25 protein-coding genes are annotated in these 25,181 nt (G+C 49.0%); all 25 read left to right on the top strand.

The window, feature by feature from the left end:
• Positions 1-546 precede the first annotated feature (546 nt).
• A complete protein-coding gene (locus PRECH8_RS12170; protein WP_200967377.1) occupies positions 547-2,991 on the top strand; it encodes a stalk domain-containing protein in 2,445 nt (814 codons plus the stop codon).
• 474 nt (positions 2,992-3,465) lie between these two features.
• Positions 3,466-3,693, top strand: a complete 228-nt coding sequence (locus tag PRECH8_RS12165; RefSeq protein ID WP_200967376.1) for a hypothetical protein — start codon at positions 3,466-3,468, stop codon at positions 3,691-3,693.
• A 94-nt stretch (positions 3,694-3,787) separates the two neighbouring features.
• Entirely contained in the window at positions 3,788-5,020 is a 1,233-nt protein-coding gene (locus PRECH8_RS12160; protein ID WP_200967375.1) for a sensor histidine kinase, read from the top strand.
• Complete coding sequence (locus tag PRECH8_RS12155) at positions 4,947-5,687, top strand: response regulator (protein ID WP_242457568.1); 741 nt, start codon at positions 4,947-4,949, stop codon at positions 5,685-5,687. The genes PRECH8_RS12160 and PRECH8_RS12155 overlap by 74 nt, the downstream gene beginning before the upstream one ends.
• Before the next feature lie 989 nt (positions 5,688-6,676).
• Entirely contained in the window at positions 6,677-7,105 is a 429-nt protein-coding gene (locus PRECH8_RS12150; protein WP_200967374.1) for a glycosyltransferase family protein, read from the top strand.
• 191 nt (positions 7,106-7,296) lie between these two features.
• Positions 7,297-9,795: an ATP-dependent helicase ComFA gene (locus PRECH8_RS12145; protein WP_200967373.1), complete on the top strand. Its 2,499-nt coding sequence runs from the start codon at positions 7,297-7,299 to the stop codon at positions 9,793-9,795.
• On the top strand, positions 9,788-10,681 hold the full coding sequence (locus PRECH8_RS12140; RefSeq protein WP_200967372.1) for a ComF family protein: 894 nt from the start codon (positions 9,788-9,790) through the stop codon (positions 10,679-10,681). The genes PRECH8_RS12145 and PRECH8_RS12140 overlap by 8 nt, the downstream gene beginning before the upstream one ends.
• 164 nt (positions 10,682-10,845) lie before the next feature.
• Entirely contained in the window at positions 10,846-11,304 is a 459-nt protein-coding gene (locus PRECH8_RS12135; protein ID WP_200967392.1) for a TIGR03826 family flagellar region protein, read from the top strand.
• A gap of 219 nt (positions 11,305-11,523) precedes the next feature.
• Positions 11,524-11,799: a flagellar biosynthesis anti-sigma factor FlgM gene (gene flgM, locus PRECH8_RS12130; RefSeq protein ID WP_200967371.1), complete on the top strand. Its 276-nt coding sequence runs from the start codon at positions 11,524-11,526 to the stop codon at positions 11,797-11,799.
• 136 nt (positions 11,800-11,935) lie between these two features.
• A complete protein-coding gene (locus PRECH8_RS12125; protein ID WP_200967370.1) occupies positions 11,936-12,439 on the top strand; it encodes a flagellar protein FlgN in 504 nt (167 codons plus the stop codon).
• Positions 12,440-12,469: 30 nt separating this feature from the next.
• The gene (gene flgN / locus PRECH8_RS12120) at positions 12,470-12,997 is read left to right on the top strand and encodes a flagellar export chaperone FlgN (protein WP_200967369.1); all 528 of its coding nucleotides are present in this window, start codon (positions 12,470-12,472) and stop codon (positions 12,995-12,997) included.
• A 162-nt stretch (positions 12,998-13,159) separates the two neighbouring features.
• A complete protein-coding gene (gene flgK / locus PRECH8_RS12115; protein WP_200967368.1) occupies positions 13,160-14,734 on the top strand; it encodes a flagellar hook-associated protein FlgK in 1,575 nt (524 codons plus the stop codon).
• Between the two features lie 20 nt (positions 14,735-14,754).
• The gene (flgL, locus tag PRECH8_RS12110) at positions 14,755-15,645 is read left to right on the top strand and encodes a flagellar hook-associated protein FlgL (protein ID WP_200967367.1); all 891 of its coding nucleotides are present in this window, start codon (positions 14,755-14,757) and stop codon (positions 15,643-15,645) included.
• Between the two features lie 80 nt (positions 15,646-15,725).
• Entirely contained in the window at positions 15,726-16,145 is a 420-nt protein-coding gene (locus PRECH8_RS12105; RefSeq protein WP_200967366.1) for a DUF6470 family protein, read from the top strand.
• Complete coding sequence (gene fliW, locus PRECH8_RS12100) at positions 16,142-16,585, top strand: flagellar assembly protein FliW (protein ID WP_200967365.1); 444 nt, start codon at positions 16,142-16,144, stop codon at positions 16,583-16,585. Before PRECH8_RS12105 ends, fliW begins: the two co-directional genes overlap by 4 nt.
• A gap of 2 nt (positions 16,586-16,587) precedes the next feature.
• Positions 16,588-16,830, top strand: coding sequence for a carbon storage regulator CsrA (gene csrA / locus PRECH8_RS12095; RefSeq protein WP_200967364.1), 243 nt, complete (start codon positions 16,588-16,590; stop codon positions 16,828-16,830).
• Positions 16,831-16,843: 13 nt separating this feature from the next.
• Positions 16,844-17,242 (top strand): flagellar protein FlaG, encoded by a 399-nt coding sequence (locus tag PRECH8_RS12090; RefSeq protein WP_200967363.1) that lies wholly within the window; start codon positions 16,844-16,846, stop codon positions 17,240-17,242.
• A gap of 75 nt (positions 17,243-17,317) precedes the next feature.
• Positions 17,318-18,691 carry a flagellar filament capping protein FliD gene (gene fliD, locus PRECH8_RS12085; RefSeq protein ID WP_200967362.1) on the top strand — a complete coding sequence of 458 codons (1,374 nt, stop codon included), beginning with the start codon at positions 17,318-17,320 and terminating at the stop codon, positions 18,689-18,691.
• Positions 18,692-18,708: 17 nt separating this feature from the next.
• Positions 18,709-19,107: a flagellar export chaperone FliS gene (gene fliS / locus PRECH8_RS12080; protein WP_200967361.1), complete on the top strand. Its 399-nt coding sequence runs from the start codon at positions 18,709-18,711 to the stop codon at positions 19,105-19,107.
• Positions 19,082-19,513 carry a hypothetical protein gene (locus PRECH8_RS12075; RefSeq protein WP_200967360.1) on the top strand — a complete coding sequence of 144 codons (432 nt, stop codon included), beginning with the start codon at positions 19,082-19,084 and terminating at the stop codon, positions 19,511-19,513. Before fliS ends, PRECH8_RS12075 begins: the two co-directional genes overlap by 26 nt.
• Positions 19,514-19,648: 135 nt before the next feature.
• Complete coding sequence (locus PRECH8_RS12070) at positions 19,649-20,464, top strand: flagellin N-terminal helical domain-containing protein (protein ID WP_276569116.1); 816 nt, start codon at positions 19,649-19,651, stop codon at positions 20,462-20,464.
• A gap of 117 nt (positions 20,465-20,581) precedes the next feature.
• A complete protein-coding gene (locus PRECH8_RS12065; protein ID WP_200967359.1) occupies positions 20,582-21,181 on the top strand; it encodes a DUF8042 domain-containing protein in 600 nt (199 codons plus the stop codon).
• Entirely contained in the window at positions 21,181-23,043 is a 1,863-nt protein-coding gene (locus PRECH8_RS12060; protein ID WP_200967358.1) for a motility associated factor glycosyltransferase family protein, read from the top strand. Before PRECH8_RS12065 ends, PRECH8_RS12060 begins: the two co-directional genes overlap by 1 nt.
• Before the next feature lie 52 nt (positions 23,044-23,095).
• Positions 23,096-23,959: an N-acetylneuraminate synthase family protein gene (locus tag PRECH8_RS12055; RefSeq protein ID WP_200967357.1), complete on the top strand. Its 864-nt coding sequence runs from the start codon at positions 23,096-23,098 to the stop codon at positions 23,957-23,959.
• Complete coding sequence (locus PRECH8_RS12050; protein ID WP_200967356.1) at positions 23,944-24,630, top strand: acylneuraminate cytidylyltransferase family protein; 687 nt, start codon at positions 23,944-23,946, stop codon at positions 24,628-24,630. The genes PRECH8_RS12055 and PRECH8_RS12050 overlap by 16 nt, the downstream gene beginning before the upstream one ends.
• The last annotated feature ends 551 nt before the right edge of the window (positions 24,631-25,181 follow it).

Raw genomic sequence — 25,181 nt, 5'->3', positions numbered from 1 at the left:
GCCTATGAAGTTGACAGCAGACGGCTGGCTATGTGCTGATGCATGGAAGTGAGAAAAAGTGAGGATGAAGATGGACCGCATGGATTGGAAGAGGATGCGCACGAGAGCCATGCTGGAGTCGCATGAGCTGCATGAGTCGCCAGCAGATGCATTCGGATAGAAGAGTTTAAGAGAAACTTCAATTGGGGAGAGGTGTATACTGCATCATGAAGAGGACAACGAGACGTAATAGAATCCATAAATATGCCAATCGTGCTGCTAATATAGTGTTGTCGACCACTACGGCTCTATCGGCATTGTTCCTCGCGGTGCCGACGATGCCCGGCGCTTATGCCGCACAAGCCAGCCAAGTCGTGCAAGCGGCGAATGAGGCGTACCTCCAACTCGTCAAGGAGGAGATTGTGACGTCCGGAGCAGTACTGCGCACCTATAAGTGGGCGCCTTCCGCCGTTAAGCTAGCGCAGTCCACGGATCTCCGCGTACTGGTCATCGACTTGCACAACCCCTATGTTCAATTGAATGTAATGAGCGGCAGGGGGGGGCAAGGTGAACAGCAAGCAGACCGTCCTTGGGATGGCCCGCGAGACCAATGCTGTAGCAGGCGTGAACGCGTCGTTCTTCCATATGAATGCAGCATTGGGCAATCCGCTTGGCGCTCAGATCGTGGATCAGGAGTTAACGGTATCGCCTTTGTTCCTGAAGGGATGGTATTCCTTCGGCGTGACAACGGACCGCAAGCCCGTGATCGGCGAATATGACTTTGACGGCACCGTCATGACGGAAAGCGGTGCAACTTATGAACTCAGAGGGATTAACAAGCCGCTCATGTGGGATGAGGATCTTAACCAGAGCCACACGGACAGCATCTTCATGTATACGTCTGTCTGGGGGCCGCATCCGCGGGCAGAGCGCAGCCATTATCCACCGACGGAGGTTCTGGTGGTCGATGGGATCGTCACCCAGATGTCCATCGATGAGATGCTGGATGTGGAGATTCCAGAGAACGGCTATCTGCTGCGTGGTGAAGGCAAGGGTGCGGAATTCCTGCAGGAACATGTGAACATCGGCGAGCCGATCCTTACGTTCTATCAGATGCGGGACCGTCATACAGGAGCGCCGGTAGATCCCACCCAGTTCAAGATGCTGATCGGCGGGCAGACGCTGCTGGTTGATCAGGGCCGGGCGACGGCTTACACGACGGATGTCAAGAATAACTCCGGCTATTCACCAGCAGCCCGGACAGCAGTGGGCTATTCGGCGGACGGCCGGTATGTGTACCTGCTGACTGCTGACAGGTCCTCGACCAGCCGCGGCATGACGCTGAAGGAACTGCAAGAGGCGATGATCCAAGTTGGCGTATGGCGCGGCATCAATCTCGACGGCGGCGGTTCGACTACGATGGTGGCGCGGGAGCTTGGCGATACAACAGCATCCTTGGTGAATACACCTTCTCAAGGGTCGATGCGCCAAGTAGTGAACGGCATCGGCGTGTATACGACGGCGCCGCAAGGTCAGATCATCGGTCTGATCATGGATCAGATGCCATTCCTGTTCGTCGGTGAGCGCGCAGAGCTGCCGGTCAGAGGCTATGATGAGTACTACAACCCGGTAACGAAGATCGATTTGACATCCCCTGAATATGAATTCTCGGTGACGGAAGGATACGGGCGATTCGAGCAGGGCCGCTTCATCCCGAGCCAGAAAGGCAAGGCCACGATCACCGTCAAGAAGGGAGCAGCTGAAGCGAAGACCGATGTGGTGATCGTCGACCGCACGGATATCGATCGCTTGGTCATCGAAGTGCCGGATGCAGCGATTCGCAATGGCAGCATGCTCGAACTGACCGTGAAGTCCAAGCTGAAGGACGGCCGCTCGCGTGAAGTTCCGGCGGATGCGATCGAGTGGAAGATCGAGGGCTTCCGCGGCTCGGTGAGCGATGGCGTCCTGACTGTGGAAGAAGTCGCTGAAGATGCGACAGCGCGTCTCATCGCAACCTACGACGGGCTGAGCACCGCGATCCTTCTGCCTACTCTGGCGCGCGAGATGTGGGCGGACTTCGATACGACCATGCCGCCGATCTCTGTGGACCTGATCGACCCGCTGGCGATCGTAAGTTATGAAGTGACGAACGAAGTCGCCGGAGAAGCAGCGGATTCGAATGTGCTGAAGTGGCGCTATGATTTCAGCCAGATCGGGCAGATCTATGGCAGCAAACCGCCGAAGATTGCGATCGAGTTCAACCGCGGTGCCGGTGTCGAAGTGCAAGGGAATCCGCAAGAACTCGTACTCGATGTCTACGGCGACGGCAAGTCCAGCAGACTTTGGTTAGAGGCTACGGACACAAAAGGCACCCTGCATACGATACCTATAGGTACTATAGACTGGACGGGCTGGCGCACAGTGGAGATCGATCTCAGCAGCCGCAAGATCCCATATCCGCTGACGCTGCAGCGTCTGGTCCAAGAATCGCCGGAGAATCCTCTGCCGAATATCGACCTCTCTATGATCTCGCTGGAGGAGCTGATGGCGATGGTGGATCCTGAGGTCGTGCGCGGTGAGCTTGCGATTGACAATATCGTCTTCCAAGCGGTTCAGATGCCGGCTGATCCGGAGAACAAGCGGATCGAGCTGCAAGTGAACAACACGAAGATGCTGGTGGACGGCGAAGAGCGCACCCTTGATCAGCCGCCGGTGATCATCGACCGGTATACGATGGTGCCGATTCGCTTCATCGTCGAGGCACTGGACGGCGACGTCTCCTATGATCCGCAGACGAACAAGGTAACGCTGGTGAGAGGCGGACAATATATCGAGATGTGGATCGGTGAACAGGAGATGAACTTCAATGGCCGCAAAGTCACCGCACCGATCGCGCCGACAGCGCTGAACAACCGGACGCTGGTTCCTGTGCGGGTGCTGTCGGAATATCTCGGTTGGGATGTCTATTGGGATAATGATACGCAATCTATAACCTTAATCGGACGCAACTAGCAACCAGGCAACCAGGTAACTAGGTCAAAATACACATTTTATCTGTTCAAAAAGCTAGCGTCTCCCCCTGCTCTGGGGTAAAATGACAATAAGACCTATGAGTGAGCTTCCTTCTGAGGCGATCGGCGCGCATCCGAAGAAGCAGGTCCGGATGCCTGGTCGTCAGATAGGAAAGAATCGGATGAAGCAGACATCTTGAAGATCAGCAGCGGCAGCGGCTGCGCCGGACATGTTCTGCGAGCAGCAGCCCTGCCGGTTTACTCCGGCCTATGCCAGTCCAGCTGATCCAGTTGGCTGACGAATCTGTCGCGGCCTCATCTCATGGAGCCGTCGGTGCCATGGTGCCAGGTCCGTCCGCAGCACATCCGTCTGTTTCAGCGCAGCAAGTTCTCAACAGCAAGATACCCGTTTGATCACAGCTGTTCCGGCATTCCCATACGAGTTCGCTGTCAGGAGCAGGATGGGAAGCATCCTATGGAAGCTGTATCATCTGGCATATGGCAGAAGGACGATTGGGCAACTGATTCAGCGGGCGTTCATCTGCCGATGACGGGAATCGGAAGCTGCCGCAGATGGTCAGCCGGCAGATGGGACAGGGTGAGGACAGGGAGCGGCAGGGCAAGGGTGGATGTTGCAGGATGGATGTTGCAGGATGGCGCTGAGATGGTCTCAGCATCGTTCAGCCGGCTCTGCAGCGTGTGATGGACAGACAGGGGAAACGGTGCTCTGTGCTGGACAGAACCGGAGGATATGAATCACAGATGCGCTTCTTCCGATATCTATAAGGAGGTTAGCCGTGGGTGTTAATGTTCAGGATATCGATCGCATCATCAAGAACGCGATAGAAGTCATGGAGCAAAGCCGCTACCAGATCTTCGAGATCAGTGAGGGCGCCCGCATAGAGCTAGATGCGATGCGTAAGGAGCTCGCAATCACGATGGAAGAGATCAAGGTGACGATCGAATCCGTCGACCGCTTAGAACTCGAGTTCAAACGCGCGCGAAACCGATTATCTGAGGTAAGCCGGGATTTCAAACGCTATCATGAAGACGATATCCGCAAAGCTTATGAATCAGCTACGAGAATACAACTAGATCTTACGATACAGAGAGAGAAGGAAGCCCGACTTCGTTCGCGGCGGGATGAGCTGCAGATTCGCATCCGGAATCTCGAGCAGACCATCGAACGGGCTGAAGTCGTTGCCTCGCAGATGAATGTCGTGTCGGAGTATCTATCCGGCGATCTATCGGCCGTGACGTATATGCTCGAGACTGCGAAGAACCGGCAGCTGCTCGGCCTGCGGATCATCATGGCGCAGGAGGAGGAGCGGAAGCGGATTTCCCGGGAAATCCACGACGGTGTAGCTCAGTCGATGGCTAATCTCGTACTCCGCACCGAATATACGGAACGCATGCTGGACAAACAGCAATATGACCATGTAAGAGCAGAGTTCCGCAATCTGAAGAGCCAAGTTCGCAGCGGATTGGAAGAAGTGCGCCGCATTATCTTCAACCTGAGACCGATGGCGCTGGACGATCTGGGCTTAGTGCCGACCCTGCGTAAGTTCGTACAAGATTTCGAAGAACGGACGAAGATCCAGACGAAGTTTGATGTTTACGGCAAGGAAGTGAGGATGCAGCCCGGTCTGGAGATCGCCGTCTATCGCTTCGTACAGGAAGCTTTCACGAATGTGCAGAAGCATGCCCTAGCGAGCCGCATCGATATGACGATGGTGATCAGCGATGAACAGATGACGATTCAGATCGTGGATGACGGGATCGGCTTCGACATGGAGGAACTGAAGGAGAAAATGGCGAAGGGCGATCACTTCGGGATCATCGGAATGCGTGAACGAGTCGAGATGCTGGAAGGTCGTTTCGAGATGAACAGTGCTCCTGGACAGGGCACAGAGATTAATCTGAATATTCCTATCAATGAACGAAAGGAGAATCATGATGAGTGTGGAGATGGGGCTGCAGACGGGTCTGAAAGACCGGACCAAAAAAGCACGTGTCATCCTGGCGGATGATCACCAATTGTTTCGCGAAGGACTGAAACGCATACTGAACATGGAGGAAGACATCGAAGTCGTCGCGGAAGCGGCTGACGGTGTGCAGGTCTTGGAACTGTGCAATACGTATAAGCCGGATATCGTGCTGATGGACATCAACATGCCGATCCAGAACGGCGTCATAGCCACGGAGAAGCTGACCCAATACATGCCGGATATCAAGATCGTCATCCTGTCGATCCATGATGATGAATCCTATGTCTTTGAGACCTTGCGCAAGGGCGCTTCGGGATATCTTCTAAAGGATATGGAAGCCGATACTTTAATCCATGCCGTGCGTGCTGTGTTAGATGGACATGCGTATATCCATCCGCGGGTCACCGGCAAGCTGATCAACCATCTGCGCCGCATGACGTATCTGGATGACCCGAGCATGATGCAGGAGCGTGCAGAAGCCAGAGGTGCGCAGATCATTCCGTCCGAGGACAACCCGCTGACGCGCCGCGAAGCGGAAGTGCTGCGCCTGCTTGCGGAAGGGCTGAACAACCGGGCGATCGGCGAGCGATTGATCATCAGCGAGAAGACGGTCAAGAACCATGTCAGCAGCATCTTGAAGAAGATGAAGGTCAAAGACCGCACACATGCTGTGGTGAATTCGATCAAGAATGGCTGGATCTCGATTTAATGATGTGTTTATGTGAATTCATCATTTGCAAAATGCTTATACCGAAGCAATAGCTGCCCTGCGACTCGCCAGCAACCCATAACTCAACTTACCAGCAGCGTTGTCATCATTCAGCATATCTTATGATGGATCAAATATCATACTGAATTGACAATACCTGAATCACGATACAAGAGTCATAATACCAGAATTGTAATACCAGAATTGTAATACCAGAATTGTAATACCAGAACTATAATGCAGAATCACAATACTAGAGTAACTATACCACAATATTGTACTTCCAGATCTGCAGCATGTAAGCATCTCCTTATCACAGTTTGGGCAAAATACTTGTATCTAGGGTGCATGCTCTGCTCAGCCCATAGGGAATATCTTCTATACGGGTCCAGCCAAGAGGATCAGAGCTGCTGAACACCAACCGACGTTTGATGAACGAGATGATCCAATGAATACCCGTATATCGGTCATGAAGAACATGCCGCTTGTCTACGGAATCACGTAGATGGGCGGCTTTTATTATGTGCGGCAGAACGTATGAGGATCCAGAACGTATGGGGATCCAGAACGTATGGGGGTCGCGGAAATGCGGCGCAAGGACATTTTTGTACGATTTTTAGGACAAAAACAGCTTGAAGCAGGTGTGATTTGAGGATTTTATCCGAAAAGTCGCACAAAACTTGGTTGTTGTCCGTGGATGCAGAAGGGTTTGGCCTAATTTTGGGATAAAAATCGCTTGAAGCGAGTATGTCCGAAGGCTTTTATCCTAAATATCCTATAAAATCTGGAAGACAAGTGTGAACTGGCGGGGGCTGACCTGCTTATAGGACGTTACGAGCGGCCGGGAGAACCTCTTTCGTCAAACTAGCGATAGGCTGGGAACTGATGACAAACCGCGGGCATATAATGGTGCTATAACCTGAGGGAGGTAGACATTCATGATGGAGGGTGTGCTGATCATAATCGCTTGCTACCTACTCAGTGCGGTTATGGTACATGCGGTTTATCGCCGTAAGCAGCGGCAGCGGAGAGCGGCTCATCATTATGTGCTGGTGACGAGAAATAATGAGCCCTTCGCAGAACTTGCCGTAAGAGCGATTACCTGGCATGCGCGGCTGTGCGGCAAGGATTATCGAATATCCGTGATCGATGAAGGATCGAAGGATCAGACGTTGTCGATCATCAGGCGTTTGGATCGGAGCGGAAACCTGCAAGTCATACGAACGCGGAATTGGGTGGAAACAGGCAGGTTCGTTCGGGAGTATCAGCGGGCAAGCAAGGCAAGGGTGGCAAGAGCAGCACGTTCGGAAGTGCATTCGGAAGCGCGCGCGGATGTAAGAGAACGTTGCGAAGAGATTACAGTGATCCATATGAATCGGCCGGAAGATCGTGCGAAGATCCCTCTGTTCGGATGCTGAGGAAGGCACGGTAATAGCCATGATTCTACTAATAAGGATCATGGCTATGCTGCACGGCTCTGTTCTGATGGACTGCCCAATGTATGGCTGCGGCCGTGATCAGTGTGAATCGAACATATGGTGTGATAGGAATATGTCCAATGAAGGGGGCTGAGAGTGCCGGTTTGGCTTGTGCGATCTGAAGGGTGGTTATGGATTTAAAGCTTCGTACATATGGATTAAAGCTTCGTACATGGGGGGCGGGTAAACTGTTAGTGACCATCTATGAGGCGGTTTGGCAAGGCAAGGTTGAGAGGCGGATCAGTCTGGACACAGCGGTTGATTATGCGTATTGGTTTGGAGAGCGCAGCGGGGATGGAGACGAAACGGTACTACTGAATGTATGTACCCAACCAGTACTGTTGAGAGACGCTGTGAAGTGGCAGGCGGTAAGGGCGGGGCGGGTGGATCAGCGTGAGAAGCGCCGACGTGAGAATCATCAAGAGACACATCGAAAGAATCGGCAGGAGGGTCATCAAGAGTATCGCCGATGGGAGAGGCATTGGGAGAAGCTATGGCATGGGAAGTCTGGGAGAGAAGGAAGTGCTTCTCGATGGGCACAAGGGATTGATCGGGTCGATCGAGTTGGTCAGGATAATCAGGATGATCAGGATGATCAAGATGATCAAGCGACTCATGTTGTTGGACGAGACTGGACAAGCCGTGATGGAAGGATGCCCTGGATATCGGTAACCAGGGAAGATTGGTCGGCGGGGCGGGTCAGCAAGTATGAGGAAGATTGTGAGGCATACCGCAAGGCTTATATTGCGGACTGCATGGTGAACCGCATGATGGATTCCAAGATGAATTCCATGATGGATGACATGCTGGACGAGCACAAGTTCAACCCGAAGCTGCTGGAACTGGCCGAGAAACTGCAAGGACGAAGGCTGCTGCTCGACGAAGTTCGGCGGTTGGGAATCGAGATCGGATTGCTCAGCGGGGAGACGGATGATCGGCTTAACGGTTTCGTACAGCTTCTTGTTCTGCGGGGATTCGTTCGGCTGGAGGCAGGGATGCAGGAGGAGCGTTGGGCGAACCAATGGATGGGACGGATGAGGAAGATGACGGGTTGGCTGGACCGCATGATCGGGAATACAGGGCGGCGATGGTCCAAGAGGCAGAGCGATCGGCGCAATATGCGGTGCGGCAGATGCAACAGCGGATCGGACAAGCATCATAGAACGCCTTGTGCAATATGCGGTCGGGAGTGTGTGTACTGCGAAGCGTGTCTGCAGATGGGTCGGGTGCGGGAATGTTCGGTATTCGTCATCGGATGCGGGAAGGAGGCGTTTGATCATGTCGCAGGAGCACAGGGGACAGCTGTACGGGAGCAAGCAGTACGGGATGCTGAGGTGGATAAGGTAATCGATCACTTCGGGATTAGTAAATGCGGAACCTGCGGCAGTTCAGGGGATGCAGGTGTGATCGCTAAAGATGAATGTCATGAGCGGAGTCGTTCCAGGAAACGGTTGGATGAACAGAGGATGGAGGAGATGATGAAGGAGATGATGAAGGAGATGATGAAGGAGATGATGAAGAAGTGGAAACTAAGCACTGCGCAGGAGGCAGCTTCGAGAGACGCGCTTCGATTCGTGATGGAGCCGGCGAAGCGGGCAGGGGAGCAGTATTTGATCTGGGCGGTAACTGGAGCGGGGAAAACGGAGATGGTGTTTCCGTTAGTCGAGTATGTGGTGCGAAGGGGCGGTCGGGTACTGCTGACGGCGCCGCGGCGGGACGTGGTATTGGAGCTGGCGCCGCGCTTGGCGAAGGCCTTTCCTGAGAGCGAAGTGATCGCGCTCTATGGCGGAAGCGAGCATCGGTGGGAGATCGGGGAGATTACGGTGGCTACGACGCATCAACTGCTGCGGATCGAGCGCTGCTTCGATCTTGTCATATTGGATGAACTCGATGCGTATCCGTATCATGGCAATCCGATGCTCGCCTTCGCCGCAGGCCGCGCATGCAAAGCGCGCGGCAAGATGGTGCTGCTCACGGCCACGCCGCCGCGTGAGCAGCAGATCGCCATGAGGCAGCGCCGCCTGCCTCATGCGATGGTGCCGGTCCGCTACCACCGGCACCCCCTTCCCGTGCCGCGAATCCTGCGGTATCGCGGCCTGTCTGCTGCGCTCGGCAGCGGACGCCTGCCAAGCGCCCTGCGCGCCGCGCTCGACGAGTCGCTGCAGCGCGGCGCGCAGATCTTCGTGTTCGTGCCGCGCATCGAACACGTCGAGCCGCTCACACGCCTGCTTCGCAGGGCGTGTGCCCATGCCGTCGACGCAGACGCCGTCGACGGAACTTCCTCGCGCGACCGAGACCGCGCGAGCCGAGTGCGCCGCTTCCGCAGCGGCGAGATCCGCATCCTCGTCACGACGACGATCCTCGAACGCGGGGTGACGATTCCCCGCAGCGATGTGTACATCATGGATGCGGATGCGGCTCTCTTCGATGAAGCGGCGCTGGTGCAGATGGCCGGACGCGCAGGGCGCTCGGCCGATGATCCATGCGGGCGCGTATACTACGTCGCCCGCTCGCGGACGGACGGGCTGACGCGGGCCGTCCGTCAGATCCGCGCGATGAATGCCCTCGCGCGCCGACGAGGGCTGCTGATCGAACCAGCAGCCCGGAGGGAGGCGAATGCCGATGTTTGATCGGTTCCTCCCATACCTGCGGCGGCTCACACCTGCCGCCGCATCCCTGATGCTGGGCAGCCAAGAGCAGTGCCAGCTTTGCAGCCGTTGGATCAACCGCACGGCCCGCAGCGGGGGCTGGACAAACACTGGAGAAAGTAAGGGGGCGGAGGGCTTGGCGGGTGCGGCGGGATTAGATCTGATCCCTTGGATCCAAGCTTTGCAGCGCCATCTATGCCGCCGCTGCCTAACCTCCATACCGTGGATTCGCGAGATTCGCTGTGAAGGATGCGGCAGGGCGATGGATTGTCCGGACTGCGCACGGCGCCGCTCGCCGGCCCTTCTGCTCAACCGTGCTGCTGTTCGCTATGACAGCACGATGAAGGATTGGCTCGCCGCATACAAGTATCGGGGGCATGAACGGCTGCAGTTTCTGATATCGGTGATGTTGGAATATGCCTATGAGCAGTTGCTGATGAAGCTGAAGACAACCAATGAGATCATGCGGAAGTCAACTGATGAAAGGCGAGGTTCTTTTTACCCGTTGCTAACCGCTGTGCCGCTGAGTGACCGTCGTTTGCAGGAGCGAGGGTTTAATCAGGCGGAACGGTTAGCTGAACATCTGGCTGCCAGGTACAAGCTGGACTACGCACCTTTGCTGCAGAGGATCCGTCATACGAACCGTCAGAGTCACAAATCTCGAAGGGAGCGATTGCAGGATTTGAGAGGAGCGTTCGTTGCAGCGCCAGCAGCTGAGCAGATCTGTACGGGATCAAGCAAATGCCCCTATGACGCGATCGTCATCGTTGACGATGTCTATACGACGGGCAGCACCTTGCATGAATGTGCGAAAGTGCTGCGTGAAACGACCGGGATGCCGATCTACAGCATCACTTGGGCGAGGTAAATGTGACTTTGGTACGACAAGAGGCGACAGGGGACATATACTTTTTCCGTGAATTGATGTAATATTAGTATAATCATAGATGGATTTTTCCAGACTTGTTTGGGAATGTCGTATGCCACGGGGCATGAAGACTACATAGATTGGTGGGGTGCGTAGCTATGGCTTTGAATATCGCCAACTGTCCACGCTGCGGGAAGATTTTTGCTAAAGGGGTCTCGGATGTTTGCCGGAACTGTTTGAAGGAGATCGAGAAGGAATATGAGCTGTGCGCTGAATACCTCCGGGAGAATCGCGGTGCGACGATCTATGAAGTCAGCGATGCGACGGGGGTATCTGTGCGGCAGATTACGAAGTTCATCCGCGAAGGACGGATCTCACTCATGGACAATCCGAACATGGGGTATCCGTGTGAATCCTGCGGCATCCTGATCCGCGAAGGACATCTCTGCTGGGAGTGCCGTACTCGTCTGACCAAGCAAGTTCAGAGAGTTACCGAGGCGATGAATCAGCGAGAATCGAAGAACGAGGCACAACGTGAAGAGCATAAACCTGGAACCGGTTACTGGATCAAGAAGGACCAGGACAAAGAGAAGACGGATTCTATAAGACCACTTAAAGATTGAACTTGGAGGCAAAGGCTTCCAAGTTTTTGTTTTTTGTAACCACACAAAACCCGCCTTGCGGCAAATATCACGGAGAAATCATGTGAGAACAGCGATAACTTCCAGCTTGCTGGAGACATTAATCGTATGGAATATAAACATTGCTGGTTCCGTAACCGATAATATTAATAAGTAAAAACGGTGTTATTGGCACGGTTAGGTATATGAGGTGAAGAACGAATGAAGATCAATGACCTGAACAGAGCGGGTATGATCAATCCATATCGCAAGCAGATGATCCAATCCCAGCCCGATCAGATTGGCAAGCAGGAGAAGATTCGGGACAATGTGCAGTTTTCGGATGAGGCGTTGAAGATGCTGGAGGCGACAACGGATCCGGAGAGGGCTGCGAAGGTCGCCAAGCTCAAAGAATCCGTCTCCAAAGGCACATACCATGTTGAAGCGAGCAAGATCGCTGAGAAGATGCTTCCTTTCCTCATGGGCTGGAAGAAGTAATCCCAACGGCTTCTAGATGGATATGGGATCACGGCGGATTACAGCAAGAGATTCAGCAAGCGAATAGGAGGATGGCGGACGGATTGTCCATCATGCTGGGAACAGTGGAAAACTACAGCGGAAAGTGGTGCAAGCAATGGCAGCTAAGAATCTATTGCAACGGATGAATGAACTGATCTCTGCTCATGAGCAGCTGCTCGAAGCGGCAGAGCATAAACGCCGCGTGATCATCCAACATGATCGCGAAGAGTTAACGAAATGTTATCATGAAGAACTGCGCATCTTAGAGCAGATCTCGAAGATCCAGAAGGTTTGGCAGCAGACCGCTTCGGATTATATGAGAGAGAAGGGCTTGCCATCGGACAGTGTGACCGTTGATCATATCGCTGAATTGCTTGCCAAAGATGAAGGACGAGATGACTTTCAACAGGCTGCTGAACGGCTGATTGCATTGATCCAAGCGATCAAACAAACCAACCAACACAACCGGCAGCTCATCGATCGTTCATTGCAGCATATCGATGTTTTGGTTGAACTCTATCAAGGCAGCGGCGGGCAAGAGGTGACTTACAGCAATCCGGCAAGCGCGAAGTATGCATCTGCCGGCAGCATGGGCAATCGTTTCGAATCCAAGGCTTGATCCTTACAGATAGGTGGGATTATACAATTGGTGACTCAGCGAGAAAGCAGCCGGACAGCTTATGTACAACTCATTGAAGTGCTGGAGCGATACACCCAGATCTACCGCGGCCTGATTCAGACAGCAGAGGAGAAGCGCCAGCTCCTAGTCCGCAGTCAAGATCATGAACTGAGGGAACTCGCTGCACGGGAGAATGAATGGCTGGCTGAATTCTCACAATGCGAGAAGTTGAGGAAGCAAGCAGCGGTCAAACTGCAGGAAACTGTGGGACAGAAGGTCGATGAGGAGGCTTCTCTGTCGGATCTTCAATTAATATTGGAGAATGAAGAGCAAGCGAACCAACTGCGCATGATCCAACAGCAGCTTCAGCAATTAGCTAAGCAGCTTCATGATCTTAATGAGAGAAACCAAGCCCTCCTGCAGCAAAGCATGGTGCTGATCCATGATCTGCGGGATTCGCTGGTAGGAAGACCTGCCGAGTCCGAGTATGTATATGAGAACCCTAAGGCGGCATCAACGGGCATCAAGCGGCAGAGCGGGATCGATTTTCGCACCTGATATCGCAGCAACAGCCGCGATGGACATATTTAACTGACCATACGAGCGTCCCTGGAACGGCGGCTGTCATGATCGCTGTTCACATAATCTCGCATAATCGCAGGACTTACTGATATAGCAGTTATTTTGCCACAGAGCTTGTATACCATTGGAGGTGTCATGATGACTTCAACATTTCACGGTTTAGAGACGAGCAGACGCGCTCTGCTCACGCAGCAGGTTGCGCTGCAAACCGTTGGTCATAACATCGCTAACGCAGCGACGAAGGGCTATTCCCGGCAACGGGTGAATCTGACGGCTTCGATTCCTTATGAAGCACCGGCTTTTCGCAACAGCACGATGCCTGGACAGATCGGAACCGGTGTGGAATATAACAGCATAACGAGGATTCGCGACAGCTTCCTCGATCTGCAATTCCGCCGCGAGAATCAAGCACTGGCGATGTGGCAGGTGCAACAGAAGACCTTCCAATCGATCGAAAACCTGCTCAATGAGCCGTCGGACAACGGTCTGAGAGCGGTGATGGATAAATTCTGGAACTCGCTGGAGGTTCTGAACCGCGATCCTTCCCTGCTCAGCGCGCGGATCGATCTGATCGGAGCAGCGGTGAATCTGACGGATACGCTGAATTCGATCGACAAGGGATTAAATGATATTACGTCTGATCTGGAGAGCAATATCCAGGCTGTTACGGTACAAGTCAATTCCTTGCTGGAGAAGATCGCTGATCTTAACGCTTTGATCAAACGCATCGAAGGTCCGGGCAAGAATGCCAACGATCTGCGGGATCAGCGCGACTTGTTGGTGGACAGCTTATCCGAATTGGTGGATGTCAACGTAACAGAGATGCCTGACGGCTCTTATACGATTGCGATCGCAGGCATGACGGTTGTGGAAGGGAACAACGCTGCCTTAGTTGATGAGTCCATAGCAGAACAGGCGGCCTCCGGTAAACTGGCAGGATATGTTCAGTCAATGGCCGAAGTGGAGCGGGTCCGCCAGCAGTTGAATGCTATGGTGAACACGCTGGTTACCGGCGACATCCGCGTGACTCTTGAGAATGGTTATGTGACCTCGAGAGAGATGACCGCCCTTAACGAAGTCACCCTGGCGGATGGTACGGTGATCCCAGCAGGCCAGCCGATTCCGGCCAATTCCACCATCGTTACTCCGGTTGAGTTTGTTGTTCAGGGATTCAACGGGCTGCATCAATTGGGCTATACATTGGACGGACAAACGGACATTCCATTCTTCGTGACAGAGGACGGAAGTACGGAATTTACAATCGGAAACATTCGCCTCAATCCAGAGGTTAAGAATGATACCAACAAGATCGCTGCCTCGGGCAAATATGAGACGCAACCAGATGGTACTCGCACTACCATCCGCGGCAATGGAGATATCTCGTTCGCTTTGACGGGAGTAAGAGATTACGTCTTTACTTTCCCAGCGGACATGACGAATCTATCCTCGGGGACGATCGATGACTACTTCCGTGCATTCATCGGCGATCTCGGGACTCGTTCTAACAATGCCACACAGAATGTGAAGAATTCGCAGGACCTGACAGACTCGGCGGATATGATGCGTCAGCAAGTAAGCGGCGTATCCCTCGATGAGGAATTAGCGGATATGATTCGATTCCAACATGCTTACAATGCTGCTGCACGGAATATGACCACCGTCGATGAGATGCTGGATCGCATCATCAATCAGATGGGAATCGTAGGAAGATAAGAAAGTGAGATGATCGTACGATGCGCGTAACGAGCATGATGCAGAATACTCAGCTGCTGCGTAATATACGGAACAACAACAGCGGCATCATAGATTGGCAGAACAAACTGGCGACGGGACAACGTATCCACAGACCGGGCGATGACCCTGTCGGCATCGGATATTTGATGAGATACAACAGTGAGTTAAACAGGACGAATGAATTCTTGGAAAATGCAAAGACTGGTCTGGGCTACCTCAAAACGATGGATGAGCTGATGCAGCAGTCGAGCGATGTGCTCAAACGGGCCAGAGTCCTCGTCCAGCAAGCAGCGAATGGTACGATGCCGGAAGATGGGCGTAAGCAGATCGCTTTGGAAATTGCGCAATTGAAAGAACAGCTGATCATGATCGGCAACAGCACCTTCGCCGGCAGATACTTGTTCAATGGGCAGAAGACGGACCAGCCGCCTTATTCGAAGACACAGCCTCATCTGGATCAGACTGATCCGGGTGTGATCTATCTGAACGTTGGTCCGAGTGTCTCCGTACCGGTAAGCCTAACGGGTGAGCAAGTATTCGGTGCGGCTGGAGCAGCGGACAATGTCTTCCAAGTATTCGATGATATCATCACCCATCTAAACAACAATCAACCGGACCAATTGCTGAATGATCTTGCGAAGATCGATCTCTGTTCGGACCGCATCAATAATAACTGGGCGGAGATCGGGGCAAGGACGAATCGCTTTGAATTGGTTATCAGCCGGATCGAAGACCAGATCGTCTCCCTGAAGGAACTGCGATCCGAGACGGGGGATGTTGATATGGCGGAGGCCTTGATCGAGCTTGTACAGAAGGAAAACGTCCTGCAAGCATCACTGGCTATAGGCGCACGGATCATGCAGGTATCGTTGGTAGATTTCCTAAGATGATGATAGACCAAGGCTCGCTGAGGCGGTGTTCTTAGTTGATTTTTTCAGTCAGCAACCAACCTATGCCCTACAGTCGATTGATGACTTCCCGAGAGCAGCAGCAAGAGAAGGTGGAAGTTGATGCTTCCTATACTCCTGCTGAGATTGAGATTCATAAGCGTAATCCTGATATGGAAGCGGATTGGGACAGCGTACGGGAGGAGATCGGTTATTTGGGTCCTGACGCACAGATCAAGGAACTCCAAGCTAGGGCACAGCAGAAGTTGGCAGAGGGAATCGCAGCAAGAGTGCAAGCCGGTAAGCGTGCTCGTGATATCCATAAGGAACCGGGGAATATCTTCGGAAAGCTTGCTTTCGAAAGATATCAGGCTTATAGACGGGCAGACATCCAGTTGGATGCTGCCCCCAAGTTCGGCGTACAGATCGATGTCCGCATCTATCCTCCTGAGATTGAGGTGGAAACCAATGTATTGAAATTGAAAGGAGCCGACTCACCATGAATCAGCCGACATCAGTTCTTAGGATTGAGAGCGAATATTATGGAACGTTTAAAGTCGATGAGTCGCAAATCTATCACTTTCCCAAAGGCATCATCGGCTTTGAAGAACAACATGACTATGCTCTGATTCAGGTAGAAGACGGCCCGTTCTATGTGTTGCATGCTGCCAGCGGACAATTGAGTTTTATCTTGCTTCCCGGCAATTATGCAGCTGAGAATTACGGTTTTCACATTAACCAAAGCATCATCTCGCTGCTTGATATTCAGAATCCGGAAGATGTAATCACGTTCGTCATTGTGAATGTGATCGATGATCAATTATATGTCAATCTGAAAGCCCCTCTGATTTTCAACAGAATCAATCGTAAGGGTGCGCAATTTATCATTGATGATGCATCATATCCTCTCCGACACCCGCTTGTCATCAAGGAGGGGCCCTAAATATGCTCATATTAAAGCGCAAACTCGGTGAATCAGTGGTTATAGATGATCACATCGAGGTTCAAGTTGTCAGCATCGAGGGAGAAACGGTCAAGCTTGGTTTTACAGCACCACAACACATCCAGATCCTTCGCAAAGAATTGGTGGAAAGCATCCTTCAGGAGAATCTAAAGGCCGGCACTCAAAAGCTGGATCAAGCTCAACTTCTCCAACTCTTGCATAAAGTTATCGACAAAGAAGAATGAAGGAGTGTTGATGATGAATGTAACTTTAAGCGGGAGCTCTCCTATTAGAGGACCAAGCATGATAATTGATATTCCTGTGAGCAAATTAAGCGAGCAAATTCAAAAAACAACGGAGCCTAAGAATAAGAGAATCTTCTCTTTTACAGCTGAAGGGGAGGACCGGTTTGATCCTCAGAAAAAAGAAGAAGAGAAGATGAAATTATTCGAGGAAATCGCAAAATACAACAAAGAATTTGCCTATATCGGCAAGTACTTAAGATTCAAATATGATGAAGAAACAGAGACTTCGTATGTGGAAGTGATCAATGCTGCGACTGATGAAGTGATTGTCAGTTTGCCGCCGGAATTTCTGATTGATCTCTCCGCTAGAATGAAAGAGATCATCGGCCTCTATATCGATGAAAGATTGTAGTTCGTTCCCTTTCGCTGTTTAAGTGATCCGTCTATAGAGGTTCAGTTATTTTGATGGAATGTGGAGGCGAGTATGATGTCCTTTAGTTTAACTGGGTTGGCATCCGGTTTAGATACAGCTACGATCATATCGCAGCTCATGCAAATCGAACGAATTCCTTATCAGAAGTTAGAACAAAGACAGAACACGCTGAGCTCACAACAATCGATCTTTCGTAACATTAACACAAAACTAAGTGCTCTCAGAACAGCAGCAGAAGAGTTATCGATGAGTTTTAACTTTGATCTGCGGAGCACAACAGTGTCAGATGAGAGCGTCGTGAAGGCGACAGCGTCAGAGGGAGTGCCTGAGGGTTCCTATGTGATCAATGTCGAGAGTCTCGCGACGAGACACAGTTTGGTATCCAAAAAATTCTCCAATTTAGGCGAAGAATTAAATGAAACCTTAAAGATTACAATCGCTGTTGGAGATGAAAGTGATATTTTTACCATTGATCCTGATCCTGACAACGGACTTACGGTTGAACAGGCTCTGGATCAATTAAGACAGAAGATCAATGCATCGGAACTTGACGTTACGGCTTCCTTGATCACAACAGATGACAGCCAAGGAATTAAGCGGCTGGTGATCACATCCAATAAAACGGGGACGGCGAACAGCATCTCGATTGATGATGAGAATAACCAGTTAGAATTTGAAGACAGTGTTAAAGCTGAAGATGCGATTTTCAAGGTAAACGGTGTAGAAATTAAATCTTCCTCCAATGAAATTAGTGAAGTGATCCCAGGACTCAGCTTAACCTTGATGAAAGCCGGTGAAACGACGATTCATGTTCAGCGTGATGTGGATAAGATCGTGGAGAAGGTTGAAGCTTTCGTCAAAGCTTACAACGATGTGATCAGCACGGTCAAATCCAATCTGGGCAAAGAGAAGAGTCTGCAAGGGGATTCCACGCTGCGTACGCTTGAAAGCCATCTGAACAATCTCATCAATAGACAAGTGGGCAATGATCCCGATGCGCTAAGCTTCCTGTTCCAAATCGGGCTGGAAGTTGATAAAGGTAAGGTAGATGCTTCATCAATGACAGGTACGATCTCCTTCGATAAGGAGAAATTCAAATCAGCCTTCGCTGCCAATCCCGATGAAGTGATCAGACTTTTTACCTACCAAGACAAAGATCATCCCGACCAAAACGGTATAGCCGTTCAATTCAAGAATTCATTGATGGAATGGACATCCTATGGTAAGGGAATCTTGGCGATGAAGATCGAAGGCTATACATCGGAAATATCACTGATTAACCAACAGATGGAAGCTATGGAGACGCGCCTCGAATTGAAAGAGCAGCAATTAAAACGTCAATTCACCGCGATGGAATCGGCTTTGATCCAGTTACAAAACCAACAAGTATGGTTAGCAAGTCAGATCGCATCGATGGGAATTTATTAAACTAAGGGGTCGTTGACATGAATATTCCTAACCGATCAGGTTATCAAGTTTACCAGAAAAATATGTATGAAACTGCCTCGCCCCATAAATTGATTAGCCTGCTGTACAATGCTGCTGTGACGAATATTCAGAGGGCGATTCGAGTCATCGATGAACAGAAGTCTGAGGAAGCCAACAAATTCATTCTAAAAGCTCAAGAGATCGTATTGGAACTTATGGCATGCCTAAATTTCGAACAGGGCGGAGATATCGCTGCTAATCTGAGAGAAATTTATTTCTATTGCTCGAACCAACTTGTGCAAGCCAATATTCATAAGGATACGAAGCTGTTAAGAGAAGTTGAAGGGATCATTGACAACTTGCGGCAAGCATGGCAGGAGATCGGGAAGGATGTCAGCATTGCACAACAAATCTAAAGCTGAAAGAGCGACAGAGTTGACTGATCTGTTCGAGAGACTGCATCAACTGAGTGCGCGGCAGGTGGCATGGGTAGAGCAACACTACGAGGATGAGAATTTCCTCGAAATATTCCAAAACATGTCCAATGAGTGGTCATCTTTGCAAAGCTCTATACAGGATGAAATCGAGCGTTGTCGAGGGTTCATGACAGAACAAGAACTTCGGGAAGCCGTTGCGAGTACAGCACCTAAGGCAAAACAAGCCCATGACAATGTGGAACGTGCGATTTTTCTAGTGAAACAAATCATGCACCAGACAGGGACAACGCTGCGAACATCCCAAGAACGCAAACAAGCTGCCAAGGCCTATCAAACCAGCGGTTATGAAGATTATGCAGCGATATTTTTTGATGAGAAGAAATAATCTTCAGATTTTCTCAGGTAAATTCATCTAAGAATTTTTGATTAAGCTATTAAAAATAAAAAATGATCTGCCGATATAATAATTAGGCCGCAAGGACGTGGCCGATATTACTATATATCATGGAGGATGATCAAGATGTCGATGTACATCAACACGAACGTAGCTGCTATCAATGCTCATCGCAACCTTGGTTTCAACAACACTCAGATGGGCAAAACAATGGAAAAGCTGTCTTCCGGATACCGCATCAACCGTGCTGCTGACGATGCTGCAGGTCTTGCGATCTCCGAGAAGCTGCGTTTCCAAATCAACGGCTACAAGCAAGCTATGCGTAACGCTCAAGACGGGATCTCCTTGCTGCAAACTGCAGAAGGTGCGCTGACAGAAGTTCATGCGATGCTGCAACGTATGAACACGCTGGCTACTCAAGCGAAGAACGGTACTTATGATCCTGCTAGCCGTCAAATGATTCAAGATGAAATTGAACAACTAGTTGAGCAGATTGATAAGATTGCTGAAAATACGACATTCAATGAAATTAATCTGCTAAATTCGGCTGGCACAATTAATTTCCAAGTAGGTTTTGAGGCAGGTAACACAATTTCTGCAAACACTGTGGATATTACTACTGCAGAATTGGGTATCGATGGACTGAATGTTACAACTGAGGCTGGAGCGGCTGCCGCTATGACAGCAATCCAAAGCGCAATCAATACGGTTTCTTCCCACCGTTCTGCTTTCGGTGCTGTTCAAAACCGCTTAGAGCATGTCATTAATAACCTGGGTGTTAGCGTAGAAAACCTGTCTGCATCCGAGTCACGTATTCGCAACGCAGATATGGCTCAAGAAATGACGGAATTCACTCGCAACCAGATCTTGGTGCAAGCTGGTACAGCAATGCTGGCTCAAGCCAATGCAGTACCGCAAAACGTACTCCGTCTGCTTGGCTAATGGCTGCCATCCTAAACTCCCCAATCAACTTGATCGGGGAGTTTTTCTATTCAATCGATTGTATAATATGCCGATAATAGTAGTGATGGTGCATTATATCTAAAGGACTGATACTAAGTGAATATCCTGCATAACGGCAAAACGATTAAACATCTGAGTTTTGATGATGCTCAGTTAACGATACGAGAATTAAATATGATTGTTCATCATCTTATTCAACAGGGCCAAGTGGTTAAGACTATCACCATTGATGGGATCGATGTAACAGGGACGTTTGATGCTTATATTAAGGAACATCATGACCGGATTCAGACCATCGGGATCGAATCCGTTAGCCCCGATGAGATGATGGCAAGCATCTATGATGAGACCATCGATTATCTGCAAAGAGTCCATCAGTCGACTGAAACATTATCCGATCTATTCTATGGGCAAATAGATCAAGAGGCTTGGAATTTATTAAGTCAACTGGCGGAAGGGTTGAATAACGCTGTTCAGTTATTGCAGATGATTGCTGAACACCGCAAAACACAAGTTTCGGATACAGCATTTGCAGAAGAGGTTACGTTATTCATTAATTCCGTCGAAGCACATGTGGCGGATATCAATGAGGCTATCGAGGATTATGATACAGTAGAGATAGGAGATATCCTCAAATATGAATTAGGAAGCACGATCTCGAAGATATTAGCATTCATGAAGACGAGGGTACAATGATGAAGAATCACACAGCAGATAATTTGATGTTTCTCAGAAAATCATATCCTAATATCTATGAAAATATTCGCAATAAACAATATGATCCTGAGATTGTTCGAATTGCTCGAAACCGGGGCGATCAGATTGTATTGCAACTAGCAGATGAGCAAGGTCGTTTTCACTTCATGTACAGCAAGTATGATGTGGAAGTAGAGATTGAGAGATGGCTTCAATCGATTGAGGATGAGGTCAAGAATGCACATCATATTCTATTTTTTGGTTTAGGTCTTGGATATCATTTACGTGCTTTTATACACAAATATCCCAATAAAAAAATTTACATCTATGAACCTGATGCCAATATTCTCATGGCAGCGATTGAATGCGTAGATTTGCGCGACATTCTAAAACATAAACAGGTGAATGTATTCGCCTTAGGCCAAGACGATCATACTCTGCTTAATTTTGTTAAAGCTATATATGATACGATCAAAGGTTCAATAACGACGATCATTTTGCCGGCTTATAGGAGAATACATGCGGAACCAATAAAACGATTGCAAGAAACGATCTCAAGATTTTCGTTAAGTTATCAGGAAAATTTGCGCACGATGGCAGCTTTGCAGTTAAATTGGGCCGAAAACATCATCCTAAATATGGAGAAGGTGATGAACAGCTATTCTTTTGCGCCTATGAAGGATAGTCTCAGAGGGATACCGGCAGTTGTCGTCGGTTCAGGTCCTTCTCTTGATATGGAGATCGAGTGGCTGCGCAAATTAAAAAATAAAGTGTTGATTATAGCAGCTGGTTCAAGCATTCAAGGATTGCTGTACAATGGCATCAAGCCGGATCTAGTTGTGTCCATGGACCCTAAACCAAACAATCTGGAGATATTCAACAAGATTTCGGATTACAGCATTCCTTTCTTGTTTATTCCGAATATATATGCAGCAATATCGGATAAAGAATGGGAACTAATGGTTCATGCAATATTCTCCAATGATGAGTTGTCTAAGTATTGGCTGAAAGGACTTGGGCCGGATATAGCTCCGCCCGAATTTATTGTTTCATCAACCGTATCCGGCACAGCTATTCAAGCTGCAATTTATATGGGATGCAGTGAGATTGTGATGATCGGTCAAGATTATTCCTACCCCGAGGAACGTTATTATGCTCGAGGTGTAAACCATAGAGACAATGAAGAGTTAGAAGGAAAAGTCAGCAAGGCGGATATGTATGTAGAAAATGTATCCGGCGGATTGAATAAGACAAGTAAACAAATGCATGTGTTGAAAACAGATATTGAAGCGATATTCCAAATACTGGATTACAAAGAAGCGTATAACGCATCAAAGATCGGAGCAAAGATTAATCATACGAAAATAAAAACTTTAGAAGATCTTTATTATGAAAATCAGCATGTCAGCTATGAAGAAGGCTGGTTTCATCGATTATTAATAGAGAGGCTGGTTCCGTACTCGGAAAATAATAGACGTATGCTTGAAAAACGAATCGTGAAACTAAAAAAGAATGTTGAGGAATTAAAAAAGACAGCTGAACGAGTGAAAAAGCACTTGGGCAGTGCCGCGTATATTCAGCAAGAAAGAACCACAAAGGATTGGTTAATGCAATTTGACGTTTTATGGGATCGATTTATTAATCACGAATTACAAAACCATATATATAAGTTTTTTCTTTATTTTGAGTACAATTATGTTTCAAGGTATTGGACAGAGATACAATTAGAAAAAGATCTTAGGACAAAAATCAACCAGATTGTAAAATATTCAAATGTGATTTTGGATAGCTTTTTACGTGTCACAGAGGTGTTAGAGTTCAATTTGGAGACATTGACCAACAAACTTGAACTTAAGGGATGACACGATGAAGTAAGAAAGCTCAAAAAATATTGTGCATGGAGACTGAATAATGATGAGACCAAGAATTATCGCTGAGATCGGATGCAATCATAAGGGAGAAATAGAAATTGCTTATGAGTTAATCAAAATAGCGGCAATCTTTTGCAAAGTGGATGGCGTGAAATTTCAGAAGAGAAATAACCGAGAATATTTGACGCCGGAACAGTATAATGCGCCTCACCCCAATCCGCAACACTCATATGGCAGGACTTATGGAGAACATCGCGAGGCTCTGGAGTTTAATCTAGATCAGCATAAACAGCTGAAAGAATGGTGTGAGGAGTTCGGAATTACATACAGCAGTTCAGTTTGGGATTTAACATCTGCAAAAGAAATCGCGAGCCTGAAACCGGAATATATTAAGATTCCTTCCGCATTGAATCTGCACTTCAAAATGTTGGATTGGCTCTGTGAAAATTATGAGGGAGAGCTTCATATCTCGTTAGGAATGACAACGAGGGAAGAAGAAGAGAAAATCATAGAATTCATGAGGCGCAAAAACCGCCTTCAAGACGTCGTATTATACAGCTGCACATCGGGTTATCCAGTTGCATTTGAAGATGTTGCATTATTAGAAATCACGCGTCTTAAAGAGAATTACGGGGATCTTGTTAAAGAAATTGGTTTTTCCGGACATCATTTAGGGATTGCGGTTGATGTGGCAGCGTACACTTTGGGCGCGACGACCATTGAACGACATTATACATTGGACAGAACGTGGAAAGGCACGGATCATGCTGCTTCCCTTGAACCTGACGGTTTAAGAAGGCTTGTACGAGACCTGAAAGCCGTTGAGAAGGCACTTAACTATAAGTCTGAGGATTTGCTCGAAGTGGAAAAAGAGCAAAGGGAGAAACTCAAATGGAGGCAACGTTGAAAACGGTCGCTTTTATACCTGTAAGAGGAGGAAGCAAATCGATTCCTCTCAAGAATATTAAGCCGATCGCGGGACGACCGCTCATTTGGTGGACATTAACTGCAGCAGAGCAGTGCCCGGACATTGAACGCATATTTGTCTCAACGGATTCAGAGGAGATTCGCCGGAATGTCAATCAGATGAATTTTTCCAAGGTTACCGTTATTGACCGCTCCGTGGAATCAGCAACAGATTCTGCGGCCAGCGAAGTGTCGTTATTAGAATTTGCAGAGAAACATGAATTCTATTCGGTTGTGTTTATTCAGGCTACATCACCCCTGACAACCAGTCAACATCTGACAGAGGCATTGGCTAAATATTTTTCTTCTGATGCGGACAGCTTGTTGTCAGTGGTTCGGCAGAAAAGATTTATATGGGAAAGAGCAAATGGAGATCTTGTTGTTCCCATAAATTATGATCCTCAGAATCGACCGCGACGACAGGATTTTGAAGGGTACCTGGTTGAAAACGGGGCTTTCTATATAACTAGCAGAGAGCAATTGCTCAAAAGTAAATGCAGAATTTCTGGGAAAATAACCTATTATGAAATGCCGGAAGAATCTTATGTCGAAATAGATGAACTTGAAGATTGGGTGATCGTCGAAGAATTAATAAAAAGACGAAAGTATTGATTAAAAATTAACAAAAGTCTAAGAGTAAAACCTTTGCCAAAGCCGCCGGCTTTGGCTTTTTTCTTTTCAACCCCTTTATGATCGCTAATAAGTCGAAACATCTAAAGCGACTGGCAGCAATCTACGCGCCATATGCTGAATAAAATTAAGTCATGAACTCAAAAATCCTCCATCCTGATGCGAACAACATAGCAGAAACGCCCAAGATCTGCTTATTCACAGCAACATAACCAAAATTCGATGCGAACACGTTTTCGTATCAAAAGTTATCCACATTCTGTGGAGTATCCGCCTTCATCTCCCCATCTTATCCCCATTATCCAATCCACAACTCTGTGGATAATGTGAATAAATCTGTGAATAACAATGAAAACAAGCTTTCATGTTGTTGAGAAGATTGTTAATAACTTGTTGAATAATCTCTCGCTGCAGGGTGGATGATAAACCATGTGCGCGCAAGGGGGATGTGGATGATCTAGACCTGAAAGATCTTGTGCGGCATGCCGCGGAAGAATGGACAAGTAAACGCATACACATTTTTATTTTCTTGC

The sequence above is a fragment of the Insulibacter thermoxylanivorax genome (genome assembly GCF_015472005.1).
Taxonomy (GTDB): domain Bacteria; phylum Bacillota; class Bacilli; order Paenibacillales; family DA-C8; genus Insulibacter; species Insulibacter thermoxylanivorax.
This window is presented reverse-complemented; position numbering and strand designations above follow the sequence as displayed.